At 73.3% G+C, this 17,403-nt stretch carries 14 protein-coding genes and 1 pseudogene; 5 read left to right on the forward strand and 10 right to left on the reverse strand.

Annotated elements, in window-relative coordinates; genetic code table 11:
• Window positions 1-81 precede the first annotated feature (81 nt).
• The 3 genes from ABT015_RS07245 to ABT015_RS07255 all read left to right on the forward strand — a co-directional run bounded on the left by ABT015_RS07245 (window position 82) and on the right by ABT015_RS07255 (window position 4,115).
• On the forward strand, window positions 82-744 hold the full coding sequence (locus tag ABT015_RS07245; RefSeq protein WP_350877616.1) for a response regulator: 663 nt from the start codon (window positions 82-84) through the stop codon (window positions 742-744).
• Between the two features lie 244 nt (window positions 745-988).
• Window positions 989-2,986, forward strand: a complete 1,998-nt coding sequence (locus ABT015_RS07250) for a 2-oxoacid:acceptor oxidoreductase subunit alpha (protein WP_502897271.1) — start codon at window positions 989-991, stop codon at window positions 2,984-2,986.
• Between the two features lie 73 nt (window positions 2,987-3,059).
• The gene (locus ABT015_RS07255) at window positions 3,060-4,115 is read left to right on the forward strand and encodes a 2-oxoacid:ferredoxin oxidoreductase subunit beta (RefSeq protein ID WP_350877618.1); all 1,056 of its coding nucleotides are present in this window, start codon (window positions 3,060-3,062) and stop codon (window positions 4,113-4,115) included.
• A 123-nt stretch (window positions 4,116-4,238) separates the two neighbouring features.
• Here the strand turns inward: ABT015_RS07255 and ABT015_RS07260 are convergent, their stop codons facing one another.
• Both ABT015_RS07260 and ABT015_RS07265 read right to left on the reverse strand, forming a co-directional pair.
• Window positions 4,239-5,891, reverse strand: coding sequence for an LCP family protein (locus ABT015_RS07260; protein ID WP_350877619.1), 1,653 nt, complete (start codon window positions 5,889-5,891; stop codon window positions 4,239-4,241).
• Entirely contained in the window at window positions 5,884-6,237 is a 354-nt protein-coding gene (locus ABT015_RS07265) for a DUF6542 domain-containing protein (protein ID WP_350877620.1), read from the reverse strand. The genes ABT015_RS07260 and ABT015_RS07265 overlap by 8 nt, the downstream gene beginning before the upstream one ends.
• A 499-nt stretch (window positions 6,238-6,736) precedes the next feature.
• Between ABT015_RS07265 and ABT015_RS07270 the strand changes: the two genes are divergently transcribed.
• Window positions 6,737-7,393, forward strand: coding sequence for a TetR/AcrR family transcriptional regulator (locus tag ABT015_RS07270; RefSeq protein WP_350877621.1), 657 nt, complete (start codon window positions 6,737-6,739; stop codon window positions 7,391-7,393).
• A 36-nt stretch (window positions 7,394-7,429) separates the two neighbouring features.
• On the opposite strand, the gene ABT015_RS07275 is transcribed toward ABT015_RS07270, so the two are convergent.
• Window positions 7,430-10,492, reverse strand: a complete 3,063-nt coding sequence (locus ABT015_RS07275) for an AfsR/SARP family transcriptional regulator (RefSeq protein ID WP_350877622.1) — start codon at window positions 10,490-10,492, stop codon at window positions 7,430-7,432.
• 131 nt (window positions 10,493-10,623) lie between these two features.
• On the opposite strand from ABT015_RS07275, the gene ABT015_RS07280 reads away from it, so the two are divergent.
• Window positions 10,624-12,105: an AfsR/SARP family transcriptional regulator gene (locus tag ABT015_RS07280; RefSeq protein WP_350877623.1), complete on the forward strand. Its 1,482-nt coding sequence runs from the start codon at window positions 10,624-10,626 to the stop codon at window positions 12,103-12,105.
• A gap of 83 nt (window positions 12,106-12,188) precedes the next feature.
• On the opposite strand, the gene ABT015_RS07285 is transcribed toward ABT015_RS07280, so the two are convergent.
• From ABT015_RS07285 to ABT015_RS07315, 7 genes and pseudogenes are all read right to left on the reverse strand, one after another.
• On the reverse strand, window positions 12,189-12,659 hold the full coding sequence (locus ABT015_RS07285; protein ID WP_350877624.1) for a hypothetical protein: 471 nt from the start codon (window positions 12,657-12,659) through the stop codon (window positions 12,189-12,191).
• Window positions 12,660-12,810: 151 nt separating this feature from the next.
• Entirely contained in the window at window positions 12,811-13,422 is a 612-nt protein-coding gene (locus ABT015_RS07290) for an eCIS core domain-containing protein (protein WP_502897272.1), read from the reverse strand.
• Between the two features lie 160 nt (window positions 13,423-13,582).
• Window positions 13,583-14,761 carry a methyltransferase domain-containing protein gene (locus tag ABT015_RS07295; protein ID WP_350877625.1) on the reverse strand — a complete coding sequence of 393 codons (1,179 nt, stop codon included), beginning with the start codon at window positions 14,759-14,761 and terminating at the stop codon, window positions 13,583-13,585.
• A gap of 210 nt (window positions 14,762-14,971) precedes the next feature.
• A pseudogene (locus ABT015_RS07300) lies at window positions 14,972-15,130 on the reverse strand (helix-turn-helix domain-containing protein); the annotation flags it as partial.
• A gap of 6 nt (window positions 15,131-15,136) precedes the next feature.
• Complete coding sequence (locus ABT015_RS07305) at window positions 15,137-15,655, reverse strand: DUF6879 family protein (protein ID WP_350877626.1); 519 nt, start codon at window positions 15,653-15,655, stop codon at window positions 15,137-15,139.
• Between the two features lie 428 nt (window positions 15,656-16,083).
• Window positions 16,084-16,602 carry a DinB family protein gene (locus tag ABT015_RS07310; RefSeq protein ID WP_350877627.1) on the reverse strand — a complete coding sequence of 173 codons (519 nt, stop codon included), beginning with the start codon at window positions 16,600-16,602 and terminating at the stop codon, window positions 16,084-16,086.
• 144 nt (window positions 16,603-16,746) lie between these two features.
• A complete protein-coding gene (locus ABT015_RS07315; RefSeq protein WP_350877628.1) occupies window positions 16,747-17,322 on the reverse strand; it encodes a DUF1707 SHOCT-like domain-containing protein in 576 nt (191 codons plus the stop codon).
• Window positions 17,323-17,403: the final 81 nt, after the last annotated feature.

Consider the following 17,403-nt stretch of genomic DNA (forward strand, 5'->3'; position numbering starts at 1 on the left):
GATCCGCGGACAGCGGGGCGGGTGTTTACCCGGATGGGGGAGACTTGCCCCTGTCAGCTCAGCCCTGCCGGGAAGGTCACCATGCGCCGCGTCGTCATAGCCGAGGACTCCGTACTGCTGCGGGAGGGGCTGACCCGGCTGCTCACCGACCGGGGCCTGGAGGTCGTCGCGGGCGTCGGGGACGGCGCCGCGCTGGTGAAGACCATCCACGACCTGGCCGCGGTCGGGCAACTGCCGGACGTCGTGGTCTCCGACGTGCGGATGCCGCCGAGCCACACCGACGAGGGCCTGCGCGCCTGCGTCGAGCTGCGCGGGCGCTACCCGGAGCTGAACGTGCTGGTGCTGTCGCAGTTCGTGGAGGAGCGGTACGCCTCCGAGCTGCTGGCGGGTTCGACCCGGGGCGTCGGCTACCTGCTGAAGGACCGGGTCGCGGAGGTACGCGAGTTCGCGGACGCGGTGGTCCGGGTCGCCGAGGGCGGCACCGCGCTGGACCCGGAGGTGGTGCAGCAACTCCTCAGCCGCAGCCGCAAGGGCGACGTGCTGGCCAACCTCACCCCGCGCGAGCGGGAGGTGCTCGGGCTGATGGCGGAGGGCCGCACCAACAGTGCGGTGGCCAAGCAGCTGGTGGTCTCGGACGGCGCGGTGGAGAAGCACGTCAGCAACATCTTCCTGAAGCTGGGCCTGGCGCAGAGCCCGGAGGACCACCGCCGGGTGCTGGCGGTGCTCACCTACCTCAACTCGTAGCCGTCCCGGCGGCCGGGCGGCTCGGGGGCCGGGGGCGTGGGGAACGGCCGCCGGACGCGGAATGATCTCCGACGGCCGGACGTTGTACCCCGTGTGCGGTTCGGGCGCGGACCTGTGATTTCCCGCCGCACGTGGGAGTTCCGTCCGGGATCAAGTGCCCGCGCATAGGATGCGGGAGGTGCACCAAGCGGACGGGGCACGGGGCCGCGCCCGCGGTGGTGTGCCCTCGAGGAGGTCCGCGGCAGTGACCAGTCAGGTCGATCAGTCAGAGGCAGTGGACGGCTCGGACGGCGACGGTGGTCGTTCCGGGAACGGTGACGGACGCCCCGGTGCGGCCGTGCCCGCCGATCCGACGGCCCCGGGAGGTTCGCCGCCCAGGCACGGCAAGCCGATTCGCCGACTCGACCGGGTGATCATCCGTTTCGCCGGTGACTCGGGTGACGGCATGCAGCTCACCGGTGACCGGTTCACCTCGGAGACGGCGTCGTTCGGCAACGACCTCTCCACGCTGCCGAACTTCCCGGCCGAGATCCGGGCGCCCGCCGGGACGCTGCCGGGCGTGTCGAGCTTCCAACTGCACTTCGCGGACCACGACATCCTCACCCCGGGGGACGCGCCGAACGTGCTGGTGGCGATGAACCCGGCGGCGCTGAAGGCGAACCTGGAGGACCTGCCGCGCGGCGCGCAGATCATCGTCAACACGGACGAGTTCACCAAGCGCGCGCTGGCGAAGGTCGGTTACGCGGCGGATCCGCTGGCCGACGGCTCGCTGGAGGGCTTCCACCTGCACAAGGTGCCGCTGACGACGCTGACCCTGGAGGCGTTGAAGGACAGCGGCCTGGCACGCAAGGACGCCGAGCGGGCCAAGAACATGTTCGCGCTGGGGCTGCTGTCCTGGATGTACCACCGCCCCACCCACGGGACGGAGACCTTCCTGCGCGGCAAGTTCGCGAAGAAGCCGCAGATCGCCGAGGCGAACATCACTGCGTTCAAGGCGGGTTGGAACTTCGGCGAGACCACGGAGTCCTTCGCGGTCTCCTACGAGGTGCCGCCGGCCAGGCTCCCGGCCGGGCGCTACCGCAACATCTCGGGGAACCTGGCGCTCTCCTACGGCCTGATCGCCGCCGCGCAGCGCTCCGGGCTGCCGCTGTACCTGGGCTCGTACCCGATCACGCCGGCCTCGGACATCCTGCACGAGCTGAGCCGGCACAAGAACTTCGGCGTCCGCACCTTCCAGGCCGAGGACGAGATCGCCGGGATCGGCGCCGCGCTCGGCGCGTCCTTCGGCGGCGCGCTCGGCGTGACGACGACCTCGGGCCCCGGGGTGGCGCTGAAGAGCGAGACGATCGGCCTGGCGGTGTCGCTGGAACTGCCGCTGCTGGTCGTGGACATCCAGCGCGGCGGCCCCTCCACCGGCCTGCCGACCAAGACGGAGCAGGCGGACCTGCTGCAGGCGATGTTCGGGCGCAACGGCGAGGCGCCGGTGCCGATCGTCGCCCCGGCGACGCCGGCCGAGTGCTTCGACGCGGCGCTGGAGGCGGCGCGGATCGCGGTGACGTACCGGACGCCGGTGTTCCTGCTCTCGGACGGCTACCTGGCGAACGGCTCGGAGCCGTGGCGGATCCCGGAGGTGGACGAACTCCCGGCGATCAGCCCGGACTTCGCGACCGGGCCGAACCGCGAGGACGGCTCGTTCTGGCCCTACCTGCGGGATCCGAAGACCCTGGCCAGGCCGTGGGCGCTGCCCGGCACGCCGGGGCTGGAGCACCGGATCGGCGGGATCGAGAAGCAGGACGGGACGGGGAACATCTCCTACGACCCGGCGAACCACGACTTCATGGTCCGCACCCGGCAGGCGAAGATCGACGGGATCGCCGTCCCCGACGTGGAGGTCGACGACCCGAGCGGCGAGGCGCGGGTGCTGGTGCTCGGCTGGGGTTCGACGTACGGGCCGATCACCGCCGCCGTGCGGCGGGTGCGGGCGGACGGCGGCGAGGTCGCCCAGGCGCACCTGCGCCACCTGAACCCCTTCCCGGCCAACCTGGGGGCGGTGCTCAGGAGTTACGAGAAGGTCGTCGTGCCGGAGATGAACCTCGGCCAGCTCGCGCTGCTGCTGCGGGCGAAGTACCTGGTGGACGCGGAGTCCTACAACCAGGTGCGTGGACTGCCGTTCAAGGCGGCACAGTTGGCGGACGTGCTGTCGGCGGCGATCGGCACCCTGGACGAGGAGGACCACCGATGAGCGCGCGGAGCGAGCGAGTCATCGAGAGGCGCGCGTGGGCGGATGCCCCTGCCGAGCGTAGCGAGGTGGGCGCATGAGCGAGAACGGCTTCCCCTCCCTGAACCTGGTGCCCAAGGCCGAAGGGCCGCAGAGCGCCCGGGACTTCAAGACCGACCAGGAGGTGCGCTGGTGCCCCGGCTGCGGGGACTACGCCGTCCTGGCGGCGGTGCAGGGCTTCATGCCGGAGCTCGGCATCAAGCGCGAGAACACCGTGTTCGTCTCCGGGATCGGCTGTTCCTCGCGCTTCCCGTACTACATGAACACCTACGGGGTGCACTCGATCCACGGGCGCGCGCCGGCGATCGCGACCGGGCTGGCCTCCTCGCGGCAGGACCTGAGCGTGTGGGTGGTGACCGGTGACGGTGACGCGTTGTCCATCGGCGGCAACCACCTGATCCACGCGCTGCGGCGCAACGTCAACCTGAAGATCCTGCTGTTCAACAACCGGATCTACGGCCTGACCAAGGGCCAGTACTCGCCGACCAGCGAGCTGGGCAAGATCACCAAGTCGACGCCGATGGGCTCGCTGGACGCGCCGTTCAACCCGCTCTCGCTGGCGATCGGCGCCGAGGCGACCTTCGTCGCCCGGACGATCGACTCGGACCGTCAGCACCTGCAGTCGGTGCTGCGGGCGGCGGCCGCGCACGAGGGCACCGCGCTGGTGGAGATCTACCAGAACTGCAACATCTTCAACGACGGCGCGTTCGAGGCCCTGAAGCAGCCCGGCACCCGGGACGAGGCGCTGATCCGGCTGGAGCACGGGCAGCCGATCCGCTTCGGCGCGGACCTGGCCGGCGGCGTGTTCCGCGGTCCGGACGGCGAGCTGTTCACCGCCCCGGTGACGGCGGACAACGAGGCGCGGGTGCTGGTCCACGACGCGCACGCGGCCAACCCGGCGGCGGCCTTCGCGCTGTCCCGGATCGCCGACGCCGACACCCTGCACCACACCCCGATCGGTGTGCTGCGCGATGTGCGGCGGCCCGTCTACGACGAGCTGATGGCGGGCCAGCTGGTCGCCGCGCAGGCCGATCGCGGGCCGGGCGACCTGGCCGCGCTGTTGGCGGGCGGCGACACCTGGACGGTGGACTGACCGGTCCGGTCACTGCGGCGCCCTCTCGGCCATCGGCCGAGAGGGCGCCGCGGGAAAAGCCGTGGGGAGGCTCCCGGGTGGGAGCCTCCCCACGGCTCGGTGCGGTGCGTCAGGTGCGGGGTGTCAGTAGACGCAGGGGATGCCGCCGTCGCTCTGGGCGTCGACCGACGGGCCCTGCACGGGCAGGTTGGCCGCCGGGTCGGACGGAGATCCGGTCGCGCCGCCGCCCGGCGCCGCGGCGCCGGTCTTGTCGTCGGTCGCGCCGGTGAAGCCGGTGCCGAGGGTGACGACCACCCGGTCGGCGGGGGCCGACGCGGACTCCACGGCGGTGACGCCGTAGCGGGCGGCGATCTGGTCGGCCGCCTCCTTGGCGCCCTTGCCGTAGGCCACGGTGGTGGTCTTGGGCTTCGCGGCGGCGCTGCCGGTCTTGCCCGCCTTGAAGCCCATCGCGACCAGGGCCTTGGACTCGGCGGTGGAGGAGACCCCGGCGGCCGTGGAGGCGTTGAAGACGTCCACGGTGGTGGGGGTGGCGGCCTTGGTGGTGGTCGGCGCGGTCGTGGCCGGCGCGGAGGAGGCCGCCGGGGCGGGCGTGTCGCCCGCCGCGTCGGGGGCGGCCGGGGCGGAGTCGGCGTAGCCGAAGATCTGCTTGACGACCTTCTGGAGCTTCGCGGGGGTGACCAGGTTGACGTCCTGGCCGTTGCGGGTGCCGAAGCCGTCGAAGGTCAGGGTGTTGAACTCGACGTTGCCGCCGGTGAGGTTGGGGGCCTGCTGGGCGAAGTCGAGGACGTTCCACTCGTTGTCGATGACCAGGTCCTTCTGCACCACGCCGAACAGCTGCTGCAGCTTGCCGAGGTCGCTGATGATGCCGTCCTGCTTGAGCTTGTGCACGACGGAGGAGATGAAGGCCTGCTGGCGGTGGGTGCGGGCGAAGTCGCCGCTGTTGCCGTCCGGGCCGTCCAGGTTGTGGCGCTGGCGGACGAAGGAGAGCGCCTGCGAGGCGTTGAGCTTGTTGATGCCCTTGTGGAAGTCGGCGCCGGAGCCCTGGCCCTCCATGGCCGGGTCCTTGGTGTCGTGGGTGAGGCAGACCTCGATCGGCTCGACGGCCTTGGCGATGTCGTAGAAGCCCATCAGGTTGACTTCGGCTATGTGGTCGACGGGCTGGTCGAGGAACTTCTGCACGGTCTGGATGGTGGCCGCCCGGCCGGCGTCGCGGCCGGCCTTCTCCAGGTCCGCGCCCTTGAGCCCCTTCGCCTGGAGGGCCGGGGTGGCCTTCTCCTTGGCCTCGCCGTAGGCCTCCTTGATCTTGCGCATGCCGGCCTGCTTGCCGTCCCCGGTGTAGGTCATGACGTAGTCGTCACGGGGGATGGAGACGGCCTGCGCCTTGCCGCCGCCGGCCGGGATGTGCAGCAGGATCAGGGAGTTGGTGTTGTAGCCGCCGATGTCGGAGCTGTGGCCGGCGTGCAGTTCGTCCTGGACGAACTCCGGCGGCAGGTCCGTCCCGTCCATGTTCTTGCGGCTGTCGAGGCCGATCAGCAGGATGTTGACCGAGTTGTCGAGGTGCTTGGGCGCGTTCTTCTTGGTCTCGGCGATGGCGTTGGAGGTGGTCATCCCGTCGGTGAGGGATGTCACCTCGTACCAGACCACCCCGCTGGCGGCGAAGACCGCCAGGGCGACCGAGCAGGCCAGCGTCCGGCCCGCGATCAGCAGGGGGGAGGTGCGGCGGGTCGGGGGCGCGGCGGCGCGGCCGCCGTCCCGGGTCTGCGGGTTCTCAGCCATGGTCCCTCCTCCGGTCCCGGACCAGCCGGACCACGATCACCAGGGCGGCCGCTGCGGCGGCCGCGGCCATCACGGGAAAGCCGTGGACCACCCACTTCGCGGAGCCGGTGGCCAGGTTCTTGCCCTGGTAGGCGTCGCCGTCGGCCAGCAGTTCCGCGCCGGCCGTCACCCCCAGGACCAGCAGCGGAGTGGAGGCGAGGACCCACCACCAGCCGTTGCGGCTGCTGAGTGCGGCCGCCAGGCCGGTGCCGAGCACGGCGCCCACCAGGAAGGCCGTCCCCATGCCGGGGCCGGAGAGCTCGTCGATCCCGGCGCCCACCGCCGGCAGGCCCACGGCCAGGGCCACGGGCAGGGCCGCTCCGCCGGGGAAGGGCCGGGCGGGGGCCTTGTTCGCCCGCCGGCGGGCCCCCTGGTCGGAGGCGCGCCCCGGTGCTCGCCGGTCGGCCGTCCGCCCCGGTGACCGCTGGTCGGTCGTCCGTTGGTCGGCCGTCCGCGCCTGCGTCTCCTGGCCGGGCGTTCGCCCGCGCGCCTCCTGGTTGGACGTCCGTCCTCGCCGCCCCGCCACGCACTCACCCCCGGTGTTCCCGTGCTTTGCGCCCCTGTGGCGCCTGCGCCCGGTCCTCGTGAGATGAGCCGTTGTGCGCTGCCACTTCTGGACGCTGCTGTTCGGCCGGCCGGTTCCCGCGCTCGGCTTCCGTGTTCCGGTCGGGGGCAGGCGTGCTGTTGAATTCCCTCTACACGGGTGTAGAGGTTGTAGGCAGCATAGAGCACCCTTGTTCGATGGCAACCCGGCTCAGGCGGGCTCGGGAGACACTACACCGGGCAGTTTTCGGGAGCCCCGGTAGATGAGGAGTGACGCCGTGGCGGCGACGGGCGGAGCGGGACGGCCGGAGAAGCGCAAGGCGATCACGCGGGCCGCGACGGCGGTGTTCGGACGCGAGGGCTACGTCCGGGCCAGCATGGACGCGATCGCGGCGGAGGCCGGGGTGTCCAAGCGCACGGTCTACAACCACTTCGCCGACAAGGAGACCCTCTTCCTCTCCGTCGCGCTCCAGAACTCGGCCGAACTGGCCGAACTCATACGCGAGTTGATGGACAAGCACCTCGACCGGGTGGTGGACCTGCGCCAGGGCCTCACCGACTTCGCGGTCGAACGGGCCCGGGCCGTCCTCTCGGCCGGGGACCGCGGCGCGCTCGGGCGGGCCATCCGCGCCGAGGTCGCCAACATCCCGGCCGACGTCCTGGAGGCGTGGCTGGAGGCCGGCCCGATCGCCTCGCAGCGTGACCTCGCGCAGCGGTTCGCGGTGATCGCGGACCGAGGCCTGCTGGTCGTCGACGACGCCTCGCGGACCGCCGAGCAGTTCACGCTGCTGACCTTCCACGGCGTCGCCGAGCGCTCGTTCTGGGGCGCCCTGCCGGTGGCGGACGAGGAGCTCGCCCGGATCGCGGCGCTCGGTGTCGACGCCTTCCTGCGGATCCACCGGGTGCCTGTGGCGCGGTGACGGCGAGGGTGCCCGCGGCACCGAACCGGACAGAACCTAGGGCTGCGGCAGGCCGTCCAGCAGGGCCCTGGTCTGCTCGGCGTCCTTGTCGAGCCCGAGCCGCTCGTACACCTCCAGCGCGTCCGCCAGGCAGGCGCGGGCCTGGCGGGGGCGGCCGAGGCCGGTGAGCGCGGCGCCCAGGGTGCGCAGCAGCGCGGCCTCCAGGGCGGCGCTGGTGAGGCGGGCGAGCGGCAGCGCCGCCTCGGCGGCGTCGGCGGCGAGCAGCCAGCGCTCGGCCTCGGCGTGGATCCGGGCGGCGAGGTCGCCCGCCGCCGCCGCGAACACCGTCACCCGGAGGGCGGCGAACTCGTCGCGGGCGCCGACCGCGTGGGCGAGCGCCGCCTCCGGGTCGCCGCACAGCCGCAGGACCCGGGCCAGGTAGTAGCGGCCGGTGGCGGCGGACACCGGGCCGGAGCCGCTCATCAGGCGGGCGCCGCGCTCGGCGGCGTCCCGGGCCTCGGCCAGCCGGCCGGTCTGGGCGCAGCTGAACGCGAACTCGCCGAGGGCGCTGCCCTCGGAGCGTTCGGCGCCGAGGCGGCGGAACAGGTCGGCGGCGCGGCCGGCGTGTCGGGCGGCGTCGGCGTAGCGGCCGTGGACGCGGGCGTTGCCGCCGAGGGTGAGCAGGGCCTTGGCGAGGACGCGGGCCTTCGGGCCGTCGCCGCTGCCCCGGTTGCCGCCGTCGTCGTCCTGGCAGAGCGCGACGGCCTGGCGGATGTCCTGTTCGGACTCGGCGTAGCGGTTGATGTGCCAGAGCATGCCGCCGCGCACGTAGCGGGCGAGGGCGAGCGGGCCGTGGTCGCCGCGGGCGGCGGCCTCGCGGGCGATGCGGTCGGAGAGGTCGGCGATGTCTCGGGTCTGGGTGCGTTCGGCGAGTACGGAGCCCATCCGGTCGGCGAGTTCGGCCGCCCGGTCGAGCGGCAGCGCCGGGTCGGCGCAGCTCAGGGCGATGGCGGCGGCGTGCACGCCGGCCTGTTCGCGCATCCAGCGGACGGCGGCGGGCCCGTCCGTGATCGTCTTCCCGGGGGAGCGGACGGGTGCGTCGAGCAGGCTGAGTTCGACCGGGTCGGCCTTGCGGGCGGCGCGGTCGGCGTTGCGGGCGGTGGCCAGGCAGTAGTCGACCAGCCGGTCGGCGGCGGCGGTGCGTTCGGCGGCGGGCTCCTCGGCGGCGAGCCGGCCGCGGGCGTAGTCGCGGACCAGGTCGTGGAAGCCGTAGCGGCCGAAGCGGGGGGAGTGCAGCAGGTTGAGGTCGACGAGCGCTTCGAGGAGTTCGTCGGTCTCGGCTTCGGTGCGGCCGAGCAGCGCGGCCGCGCAGGGCAGCGGGACGTCCGGGGCGTCGGGCAGGGACAGCAGGCGGAAGGCGCGGGCGAGTTCGGCGGCGAGGCGGTGGTAGGAGAGGGCGAAGGTGGCCTCCACCGTCCGTTCGCCGTCGCTGAGTTCGGCCAGCCGGTGTTCCCGGCGCAGCCCGTCGGCGAGCGCGGCCAGGGTCAGCGCTGGGTCGGCGGCGAGCCGGGAGGCGACGATGCGCACGGCGAGCGGCAGCAGTCCGCAGGCCCGCACGATCTCCTCGGCGGCCCCGGGTTCGGCGTCGACGCGGTCGGCGCCGATGATCCGGGTGAGCAGTTCCAGTGCCTCGGCGGGCGGCAGGGTGTCCAGGCGCATCTGGTGCGCCCCGGCGAGGCCGGCCAGCCGGACGCGGCTGGTGACCAGGACGGCGCAGCCGGACGAGCCGGGCAGCAGCGGTTCGACCTGGCCGAGGGTGGCGGCGTTGTCGAGGACGACGAGGACCCGCCGCCCGGCCAGCGCCGAGCGGTAGAGGGCGGAGCGCTCCCCGGTGTCGAGCGGGATCTCGGCGGCGGCCACGCCGAGGGCGCGCAGGAAGCCGGCGAGCACCGCGCCCGGGTCCAGCGGGGCGCGGTCGGCGCCGCGCAGGTCGGCGAAGAGCCGCCCGTCGGGGAAGCGCCCGTGGGCCTGTCGGGCGACGTGCACGGCGAGCGTGGTCTTGCCGACCCCGCCCATGCCGTCCAGGGCGGAGACCACGACGGCTCGCCCGCCGGCCCCGGCGAGGCGGTCCACCAGGGTTTCGACCTCGTCCGTGCGGCCGGTGAAGTCGGCCAGGCCGTCGGGCAGTTGGTCGGGCGGCTGCCAGGCGGTGGCGGGTTCGGCGCGGGCGGAGGCAGCGGGGGCGGGTAGCAGGGACGGGTCCTCGCGCAGGATCCGCAGGTGCAGTGCGGCGGGGCCGTCCTCGGCCGTCGTAGTGGCGGCGGCGGCGGCGGCGGTGGCGGCGGTGGCGGTGGCGGCGGCCGTCGGCGGCCGGCGGGTGTCCTCGTGCCGGGCGGGCCCGTCTCCGCCGGGCGGCAGTCGGCGGCGGGCGTCCTCGTACACGGCGAGCGCCTCGGCCTTGCGGCCCGCCTGGTAGAGGGCGCGCATCAGGACGGCGGTCAGCCGGGGCCGTTCGGGGTGCTCCAGGGCGAGGGCGGCGGCCTCGGCCGTCAGGCCGGTGTGGTCGCCGATCTCCGCGTCCAGCTCCAGCCGCGTCTCCTTGGCGTGAAGTCGCTGTTCGGCGAGGCGGGAGCGGACGGCCTCGGCGTGCGGCCCGGGCAGCCCGGCCAGCGGTTCGCCGACCCACAGCCGCTGCGCGGTCAGCAGGACCTCCCGGACCTCCTGCGGCGGGGCGTGCCCGTCGCGCAGCCGTCCGGCCGTGGCCAGCAGTTCCTCCCAGCGGGCCGCGTCCACCTCCGCGTCGGGCACCCGCAGCGCGTAGCCGTCGCCGACCCGCACCAGCGGCATCCGCTCCGGATCCGGCCCGGTGTACGGCTTGAAGGCCGACCGCAGCCGGGAGACGGCCAGCTGGACGGCCTTGCGGGGGTCGGCCGGTGCGGCGCCGCCCCACACCCCCTCCACCAGGACCGGCGTCGCCACCGTCCGTCCGGCGGCGTCCAGCAGCACCGCCAGGACGGCCCGCTGCTGCGGTCGGCCCAGTTCGATCTCCCGCTCCCCGTGCCAGGCGCGCAGCGGCCCCAGCAGTCCGAACCGCAGCCCGGACGCCCCGATGTCAACCATGTCCCGTCCCCGAATGTCGTCCGGTGCCCGGATCACGCCACTTCCGTACGGACGGCGGCGCCCCCTGATCCGGTCACCTATGCTCTGTCACGGATTGTGTACTTGAACTCATGGCTTCGAGGGGTGGGGGCATGGGGCTCGAATTCCGTGTGCTGGGGCCGCTGCGGGCCCGGTGCGACGGCCACGAGATCGACCTCGGCCGGCCGCAGCAGCGGGCCGTGCTGGCCGCCCTGCTGCTTGCCCCGGGCCAGCTCGTGCCCACTGAACGGCTGGTCGAGGGCTTGTGGGGCGAGGATGACGCCCGCTGGCCCAAGGCTCCGGCCGGCCAGATCGGCACCCACGCGCACCGGCTGCGGCGCGCCCTCGCGGCCCCCGGCCTGCTGGTCGCCACCGCCGGTGGCTACCGGCTGGAGGTGGATCGGGCCGCCGTCGACCTGTTCCGCTACGAGGCCGGGGTGGGCGAGGCCGTCACGCTGCGCTACGACGACCCGCTGCGGGCCCGGGAGCTGCTCGCCGGTGCGCTCGCGCTGTGGGAGGGGCGCGCGCTGGACGGCGTGCCCGGCGGTTTCGCCGAACGCGCCCGCGAACGGCTCGCCGCCGGGCACCACGCCGCCGTCAAGGTGCTGCACGACCTGGACCTGGCGCTCGGCCGGCACGCCGAGGCGCTGCCCGCGCTGGACGCGCTCGCCGCCGCGAACCCGCGCGACGAGGAGGTGCAGCGCCTCCACCTGCTGGCCCTGCACCGCTGCGGGCGGACGGCCGAGGCACTGGCCGCCTTCGAGGCGCTGCGCGAACGGCTGGACCGCGAGCTGGGGCTCGAACCGGCACCGGCGGTCGCGGACCTGCACGCCCGCATCCGGGGAGGGGACGCCGAGCTCGCGGCGCCGTCCGCCCCGGCACCGCCGCGCCGGCCCGCCCGGCCCTGCCAGCTGCCGCCGGACATCCCCGACCTGGTCGGGCGGGCGGCCCAGGTGCGGGAGGCCGAGCGGATCCTGCGGGCGGCCGGTGGCGGTGAGGTCGACGGTGGTGGTGCCGGGGCCTCGCCGGTGCTCGGCCTGTCCGGGCCGGCCGGCAGCGGCACCTCCGCGCTCGCGGTGCACCTGGCGCACACCGTCCAGGACGCCTTCCCGGACGGGCAGCTGTACGCGGCCGGTGAGACGGCGGAGCCGGGCACGGTGCTGGCCGCCTTCCTGCGGGCCCTGGGGGAGCGGCCCGTCGAGGACGCCGGTGTAGGCGAACTGGGCGCGCGCTACCGGGCCGCGCTCGCCGGGCGGCGGGTGCTGGTCGTGCTCGACGGCGTCACCGACCCGGCGCCGCTGCTGCCCGCGGTGGCGGGCTGCGCGGCCGTCGTGGCCGGCGCCGAACCGGGCGCCCTGCCCGCCGACGCGGCCCGGCTGGCCGTGGGCCCGCTGGAGCCGCAGGACGCGTACGAGCTGCTGGCCCGGGTCGTCGGCGCCGAGCGGATCCGCCGGGAGCCGGGCCCGGCCGCCGAGGTCGCCGAGCTCTGCGGCTACCTGCCCGTACTCCTGCGGTCGGTGGCGGCCCGCCTCGCGGCCCGCCCGCAGTGGTCCGTCGCCGACCTGGTCCGCTGGCTCGCCGAACGGGGCGCCTGAGCGGCGCTCCGGCCCGGTGCGGCCTCGGCCGACGGGGGACCGCCGGTCGGGGCCGCGTCACGCGCAGGGTGCCGGGGTGGTGGTCAGTAGAGGTCCGAGGACATCGCCCACATGCGGATGTCGCTGGTGGGCGTGGTGACGATGGGGACCTCGCCGTCACCCCAGTAGATGGCGACGCCGCCGAGCCTCTTCACCACCAGCCGGGCGCCCGGGTGCCCGTTCGTGCCGGAGGACCAGCAGACGCCCCCGGAGGCGGAGTAGACGACCAGGTTGCCGTCGGACTGCATGACCGCCTTGTACCCGCAGTGGTTCACGTGGGTGCCGGAGTTCCACACGGCCAGCGGGTTCGGGGTGTTGTACCCGCGGTAGACGACCAGGTTGCCGTCGGGCTGCATGATCAGCCGGGAGTTCTCGGAGTCGACGTGCCAGCCCGGGTAGAGCGGTTCGTCGTTCCAGAGCGTGTGGGTCACCGGGTCGTACGCCGCCTGCGCGGTGCCGGCCCCCAGCATCGTCCCCGTCAGCGCCAGCGCCGTCGCCGCCACCCCGACGGCCATGCGTCGCACTGCTTTCACTGCCTTCATCCCCGGGTACCTCTTTCGTCCATATCGCGCCCGTGAAAGTACGGGGCGCCCCGTGGGACCGACCATGGGGCAAGGCGGTAGACAAACGATGAACGATCCCGTTGACGGGCGGGGGCGAGACGGCTCAGCCCTGGTGCTCCTCGTCCTCGTGGGTGGCGGCGTGGTCGGCTTGGCGGTCCGAGGCCGGGCCGGACATCACCCGCCGGGCGTTGGCCTCGGCCTCGCGCTCGAAGCGGTCGGACGGGTCGCTGACGCTCAGCCCGGAGCCGTTGTCGGAGCCCGCCACGGGGCCCTGCCGCTGCTGGAGGACGTGGGTCAACTCGTGGGCGAGGGTGTGCCGGTCGCCGCCGCCGTCGCCGATGACGACGTGGTTGCCGGAGGTGTAGGCGCGGGCGCCGATCTCGGCGGCGGAGCTCCGGGCGGCGCTGTCGTCGTGGATCCGGACGTCCGAGAAGTCGGCGCCCAGGCGGGCCTCCATGTCGGCGCGGGTGGCGCCGTCGAGCGAGCGGCCGCCGCTGCGCAGCACGTCGTGGACGGCGGCGGCGGAGCGCTGCACCTGGCCGGCCCGCTGGAGTCGTTGGACGACGGCGGCGTTCCCGACGGAGGCCTGGAGGCCGAGCAGTGCGGGTGCGGGTGCGGGTGTTGGTGCGGGCGCGTGCGTGGGTGCGGGCGCGTGCGCGGGTGTCCGGGCGGTCGAGGGGGCGTGCGCCTTGTCGTCACTGTCACGGGTCCTCATCGGCGTCCCTTCGGGTCGATGGCCGGTGAGTCCTGGATACCCCGCCCGCACCCGGAGCGATAGGGACGGCGGGGGCAGCAACCCTGCCCATCGAGGGCAGCCCCGCCCGCTGGTCGGTCCCCAACGCGCGGGCAGGGCAGGGGATTTCGCTCTTCTGTCGTCAGCCTCGGACCGGCACCGGGTTGCTCGGGCTGTCCAGCCACACCGTGTGGCTGCCGGCCGTGACCGTCAGGCCGAAGCGGTCGTGGCCGGGGCGGCCGTGGTCCGCCCACCATCGGTAGGCGGCCTCCACCTCGTCCCAGAGTCTGCGCGGGCCGGACTGGTAGACCTCGTACTCGGTGCGCTCCCGCTCGTAGTCGGCGGAGGCCCAGGAGAGGGTGTCGCGGCTGTAGAGCCACAGTGTGTACGCGCCGTTGTCGTAGCGCTCGGTCCGCCAGAAGGCGCCGGGCACGGCGGACCCGATGACGAACTGCTCGAACCACCCGCCCGTGGCCCGGGGGGACAGGCCGGTGGTGCTCCGCACCCCGTCGGCCGGCCACTCCTGGCCGTGCAGGTAGTCCTCGAAGGGCGGCCGGTCCGTGCGCTGCTGGCGCAGCCGCATGAACGCGGAGCCTCCGGTGAACCTCCCGCTCGCGCTGCTCCCGTCCTCGCTCATGGTCAGCCTGACGATCTGCTCGCCGCCGTACTCGGTGCCGAAGGGCGCCACGATGATTCCGCCGGGGGCCGTCTGCGCCAGCCACGCGGGAGGGATCTCCAGCAGAGAGCAGGTGGCGATGACCCGGCTGTAGGGGGCGCCGCCCGGCCAGCCGTGGCGTCCGTCGCCCTCGACCACGGTCGGTGTGAGTCCGGCCCGGTGCAGGTTCGCGCGGGCGCCTCGGGCGACGGCCGGGTCGTACTCGACGGTCACCACGTTCGCGTCGCCCAGGCGGTGGGCGAGGAGGCCCGCGTTCCAGCCGGTGCCGGCTCCGATCTCCAGGGCCCGGTTTCCCGGGCGGACGTCGAGGTCCTGGAGCATCGAGAACACCATGGTCGGCATGGAGCTGGACGAACTCGGGGTGGTGCCGAGCCCGTCGCCCCGGTGGTCTCCGTCGTCCCACTGGGTGGTCAGCGGGATGTCCGAGTAGACCGCCTCCCGCCATGCCTCGGGCTCCTGCGACCGGTACACGACGGGGTTCTGCCGGGAGCCGTCCTCGATGCCCGGCCAGATGCGGTCCGGGACGAACAGCTCGCGGGGCACCGCGTTGAAGGAGGGCAGCCAGTCCGAGGTGAGCGCGCCGCCGGCCACCAGCGCGGAGGCGAGCCCCTGGGGGCCCGCCGCCTCGTGCGTTTCGCTGGTCACTTGCCGCTGCCGTGTCCGGCGCGCTTGCCGTCGCCCGAGCCGCCACCGCGCTTGCCCATGGTCTTCCTCTCTCTGCCGGTCGGGTCGGTCGCTCCCTCGGAGCTGCTGGACCCGATGGCAACACGCCAGGAATATAGGCCGGTTGGGCCCTACGACGCTGCATGACCTGGCACAGATTCACCCGAGAGAGTTGGTCGCCGAGGTGATCAGTGTCCGGGCGTTCGTGATCCGGGACGACTTCGACGGATGCCAGCCGCACAGGCGAGCGATGCCAAGCCCGGTGAGCCCAGCATCCCGGCACAGTTCGGCAAGCCGATTCGCCAGAACCTGACGGGGCTGCTGGGCACTTGAAGAGGGCGAGGCGGTCATGGTCGATCAGTGAAGCCGGTACTCCTCGTGCGGCACCGATCGCTCCCAGACAGCCTCGAACGCGGAGTGGCAGAGCTTCACGGTTTGCGGGTCGGTGCTGATCTCGTCGTCGACGAAGTCGCCGTCGCCGCTGAAGTGGTGGACGACGAGCAAGCGCCCGTCGATGAGCCAGAAGTCATTGCCGGGGAGCGCAAGGTCGGTCGTCTGCTGGCGGGGGAGCCACCGGACCTGCTCGCCGGAAGCGATGTTCCGGAACGTGATCTCGTGTTCGAACCGGATGTACTCGCTCACCGGCTCCGACACCACGCGGGCGCGCCGGACCTCGACGCCTCGGGCGGTGGTTTCGTGGATCAGCTGCAACCACGGGTTCCACCACGACGAGCGGTCGGCCGGGTCATCCCGGTGCCCGTCGAGCCAGCGGAGGAACAGCGGGTCGTCCCGCATGTAGCCGTCGCGCATCTCAAGGTGAAGCGCGGAGCGGGCGCAGGATCGCAGCAGGTCCTCAAGTGGGGGATCTGCGGGCATCGTTCACCTCCGGGAAGAACTGCATCGTTCGCTTGGGAGATTCGACCACGGCCTCGACCCTCAGGGCGCCGATCTTCGCGGAGATGCCCGGACGGGAAGTCCGGCGATCTGTCAGATCCGGCTCTCAGCGGCCGAGGTGAGCAGCCGCCGGGCGTCCGCGTCGTAGAGCGCGCTCGGGGCCAGTAGATCGGGAAGGTGATGGCCGGCGAGGTGGCTCGCTGGGGTCTTGTCGTATCGCGTGGCCGATACCTCGCCTGGCTTTCCGTTTGTTGATCAGACGCTCGACGGTGTCCCGTCCCCCAGAGAGGTCGGTCTCACGGGCGGCCATGTGGAACCGCCGGATCCGGGACCAGTGGCTCGGCAAACGCATCGGGGCCGACACCGGCGCTGTGCGGGGCGGAGTCGCCTTGTCCTGGCAGTGCCGGTGGCTATTCGCCGGTCACGCCGTCGGTGAGCTCTCGAACGATGTCCAGGTGGCCCGCGTGGCGGGCGTACTCCTGCAGAACATGGAACAGGATCCAGCCCAGGGTGGGCCGCGTGGTGCAGTCGTCCGGGAAACGGCCGCCGGCCGCGGCGACGGTGGTCAGCGGCGTACCCGACACGACGGCTCGGGTGTACTCGCCGCCCGCGTGCAGCGCGGCGAGCAGGTCGGCGGCCGTCTCCTCCGGGCCGACGTACCAGCGGTCCGCTGGGCCGCGGTCGCCCCAGGGCGCCGAGACCTGCTCGGCCCGGAAGCCCCAGCGCAGCCAGCGCTGCTCCATGTGGACGAGGTGCTTCAGGAGTTCGAGCAGGGTCCACCCGGAAGGGAGCCGGCTGGCACGCAGCTCTGCGTCGGACATGCCCTCGATCTTGGCGCCGACCACGGACCGGTAGTAGTCGAGATAGTCCAGCAACAGCTCGCTGGGATCGGAGAGTTGCTGGTCAGGCTCGGGCAAGGAGGAAGTCATGGGTCCGATTCTGCCACTGCACGGCCCGGCACCCGGAGGGTTTTCCGTTGCCGGCGGTCCCATCGGACCGGCCGGGCAACGAGAGCGCCCGCTCGTCGAGATCGACGAGCGGGCGAGGGTGTGCAGATGGGGAGTGGGCCTGCCTCAGGTGGCGAAGAGGCGGCGGCGGGGAGGGCGCGCGACGACCGAGGCGTGTTTGAGGGTGCCGGTGATCTCGATCCGGAGCCGGGGGCTGGTGGCGTCGCCGCCGCCGTTGGAGCGCTGCTTGACCTTGGAGAAGACGAGGGTGAGATCGTCGGTGTCGAGGGTGACGAGGCCCGGCGGGCTGATGATGAGCAGCTTGCCGTGCCGCAGGGCCGCGTCGATCAGAAGGGTGTCGGCCGTGATGACCGCCTCGGTGAAGTCGAGGACGACCGTGCAATGTTTCGGCCGCAACTCGATGTGCCGGGGGACCACCCAGCGCCCGGCCCGGGTGTACTTGCCGCCGCGCTGATCGATGACCAGCACGTCCTTCGGCGTGGGCACGGCCGACGCGAAGCTCGGCAGGTCGGTGGTCAGCTCGGCCAGCTCGGCGAGCGTCCGGGCCGAGAGCGCGGATTCCAGCCGGGCTTCGAGCTCCTCGGGGGTGAGCCGGCCGTCTGCGGCGGCGACCTGCAGCGTTTCTACGATGCGGTCCCGGTCCTGATGGGATGCCCGTAGCGCGGGCAGGTCTCTCGACATGGGTCCACGCTAACCCAGTGCGGGCGGCCCGGAACAGGGAGCTGGGCGGAGGCGGTCAGCACCACGTGTGCTGACCGCCGG

It is taken from the genome of Kitasatospora sp. NPDC094016, assembly GCF_040304045.1.
Taxonomy (GTDB): Bacteria; Actinomycetota; Actinomycetes; order Streptomycetales; family Streptomycetaceae; genus Kitasatospora.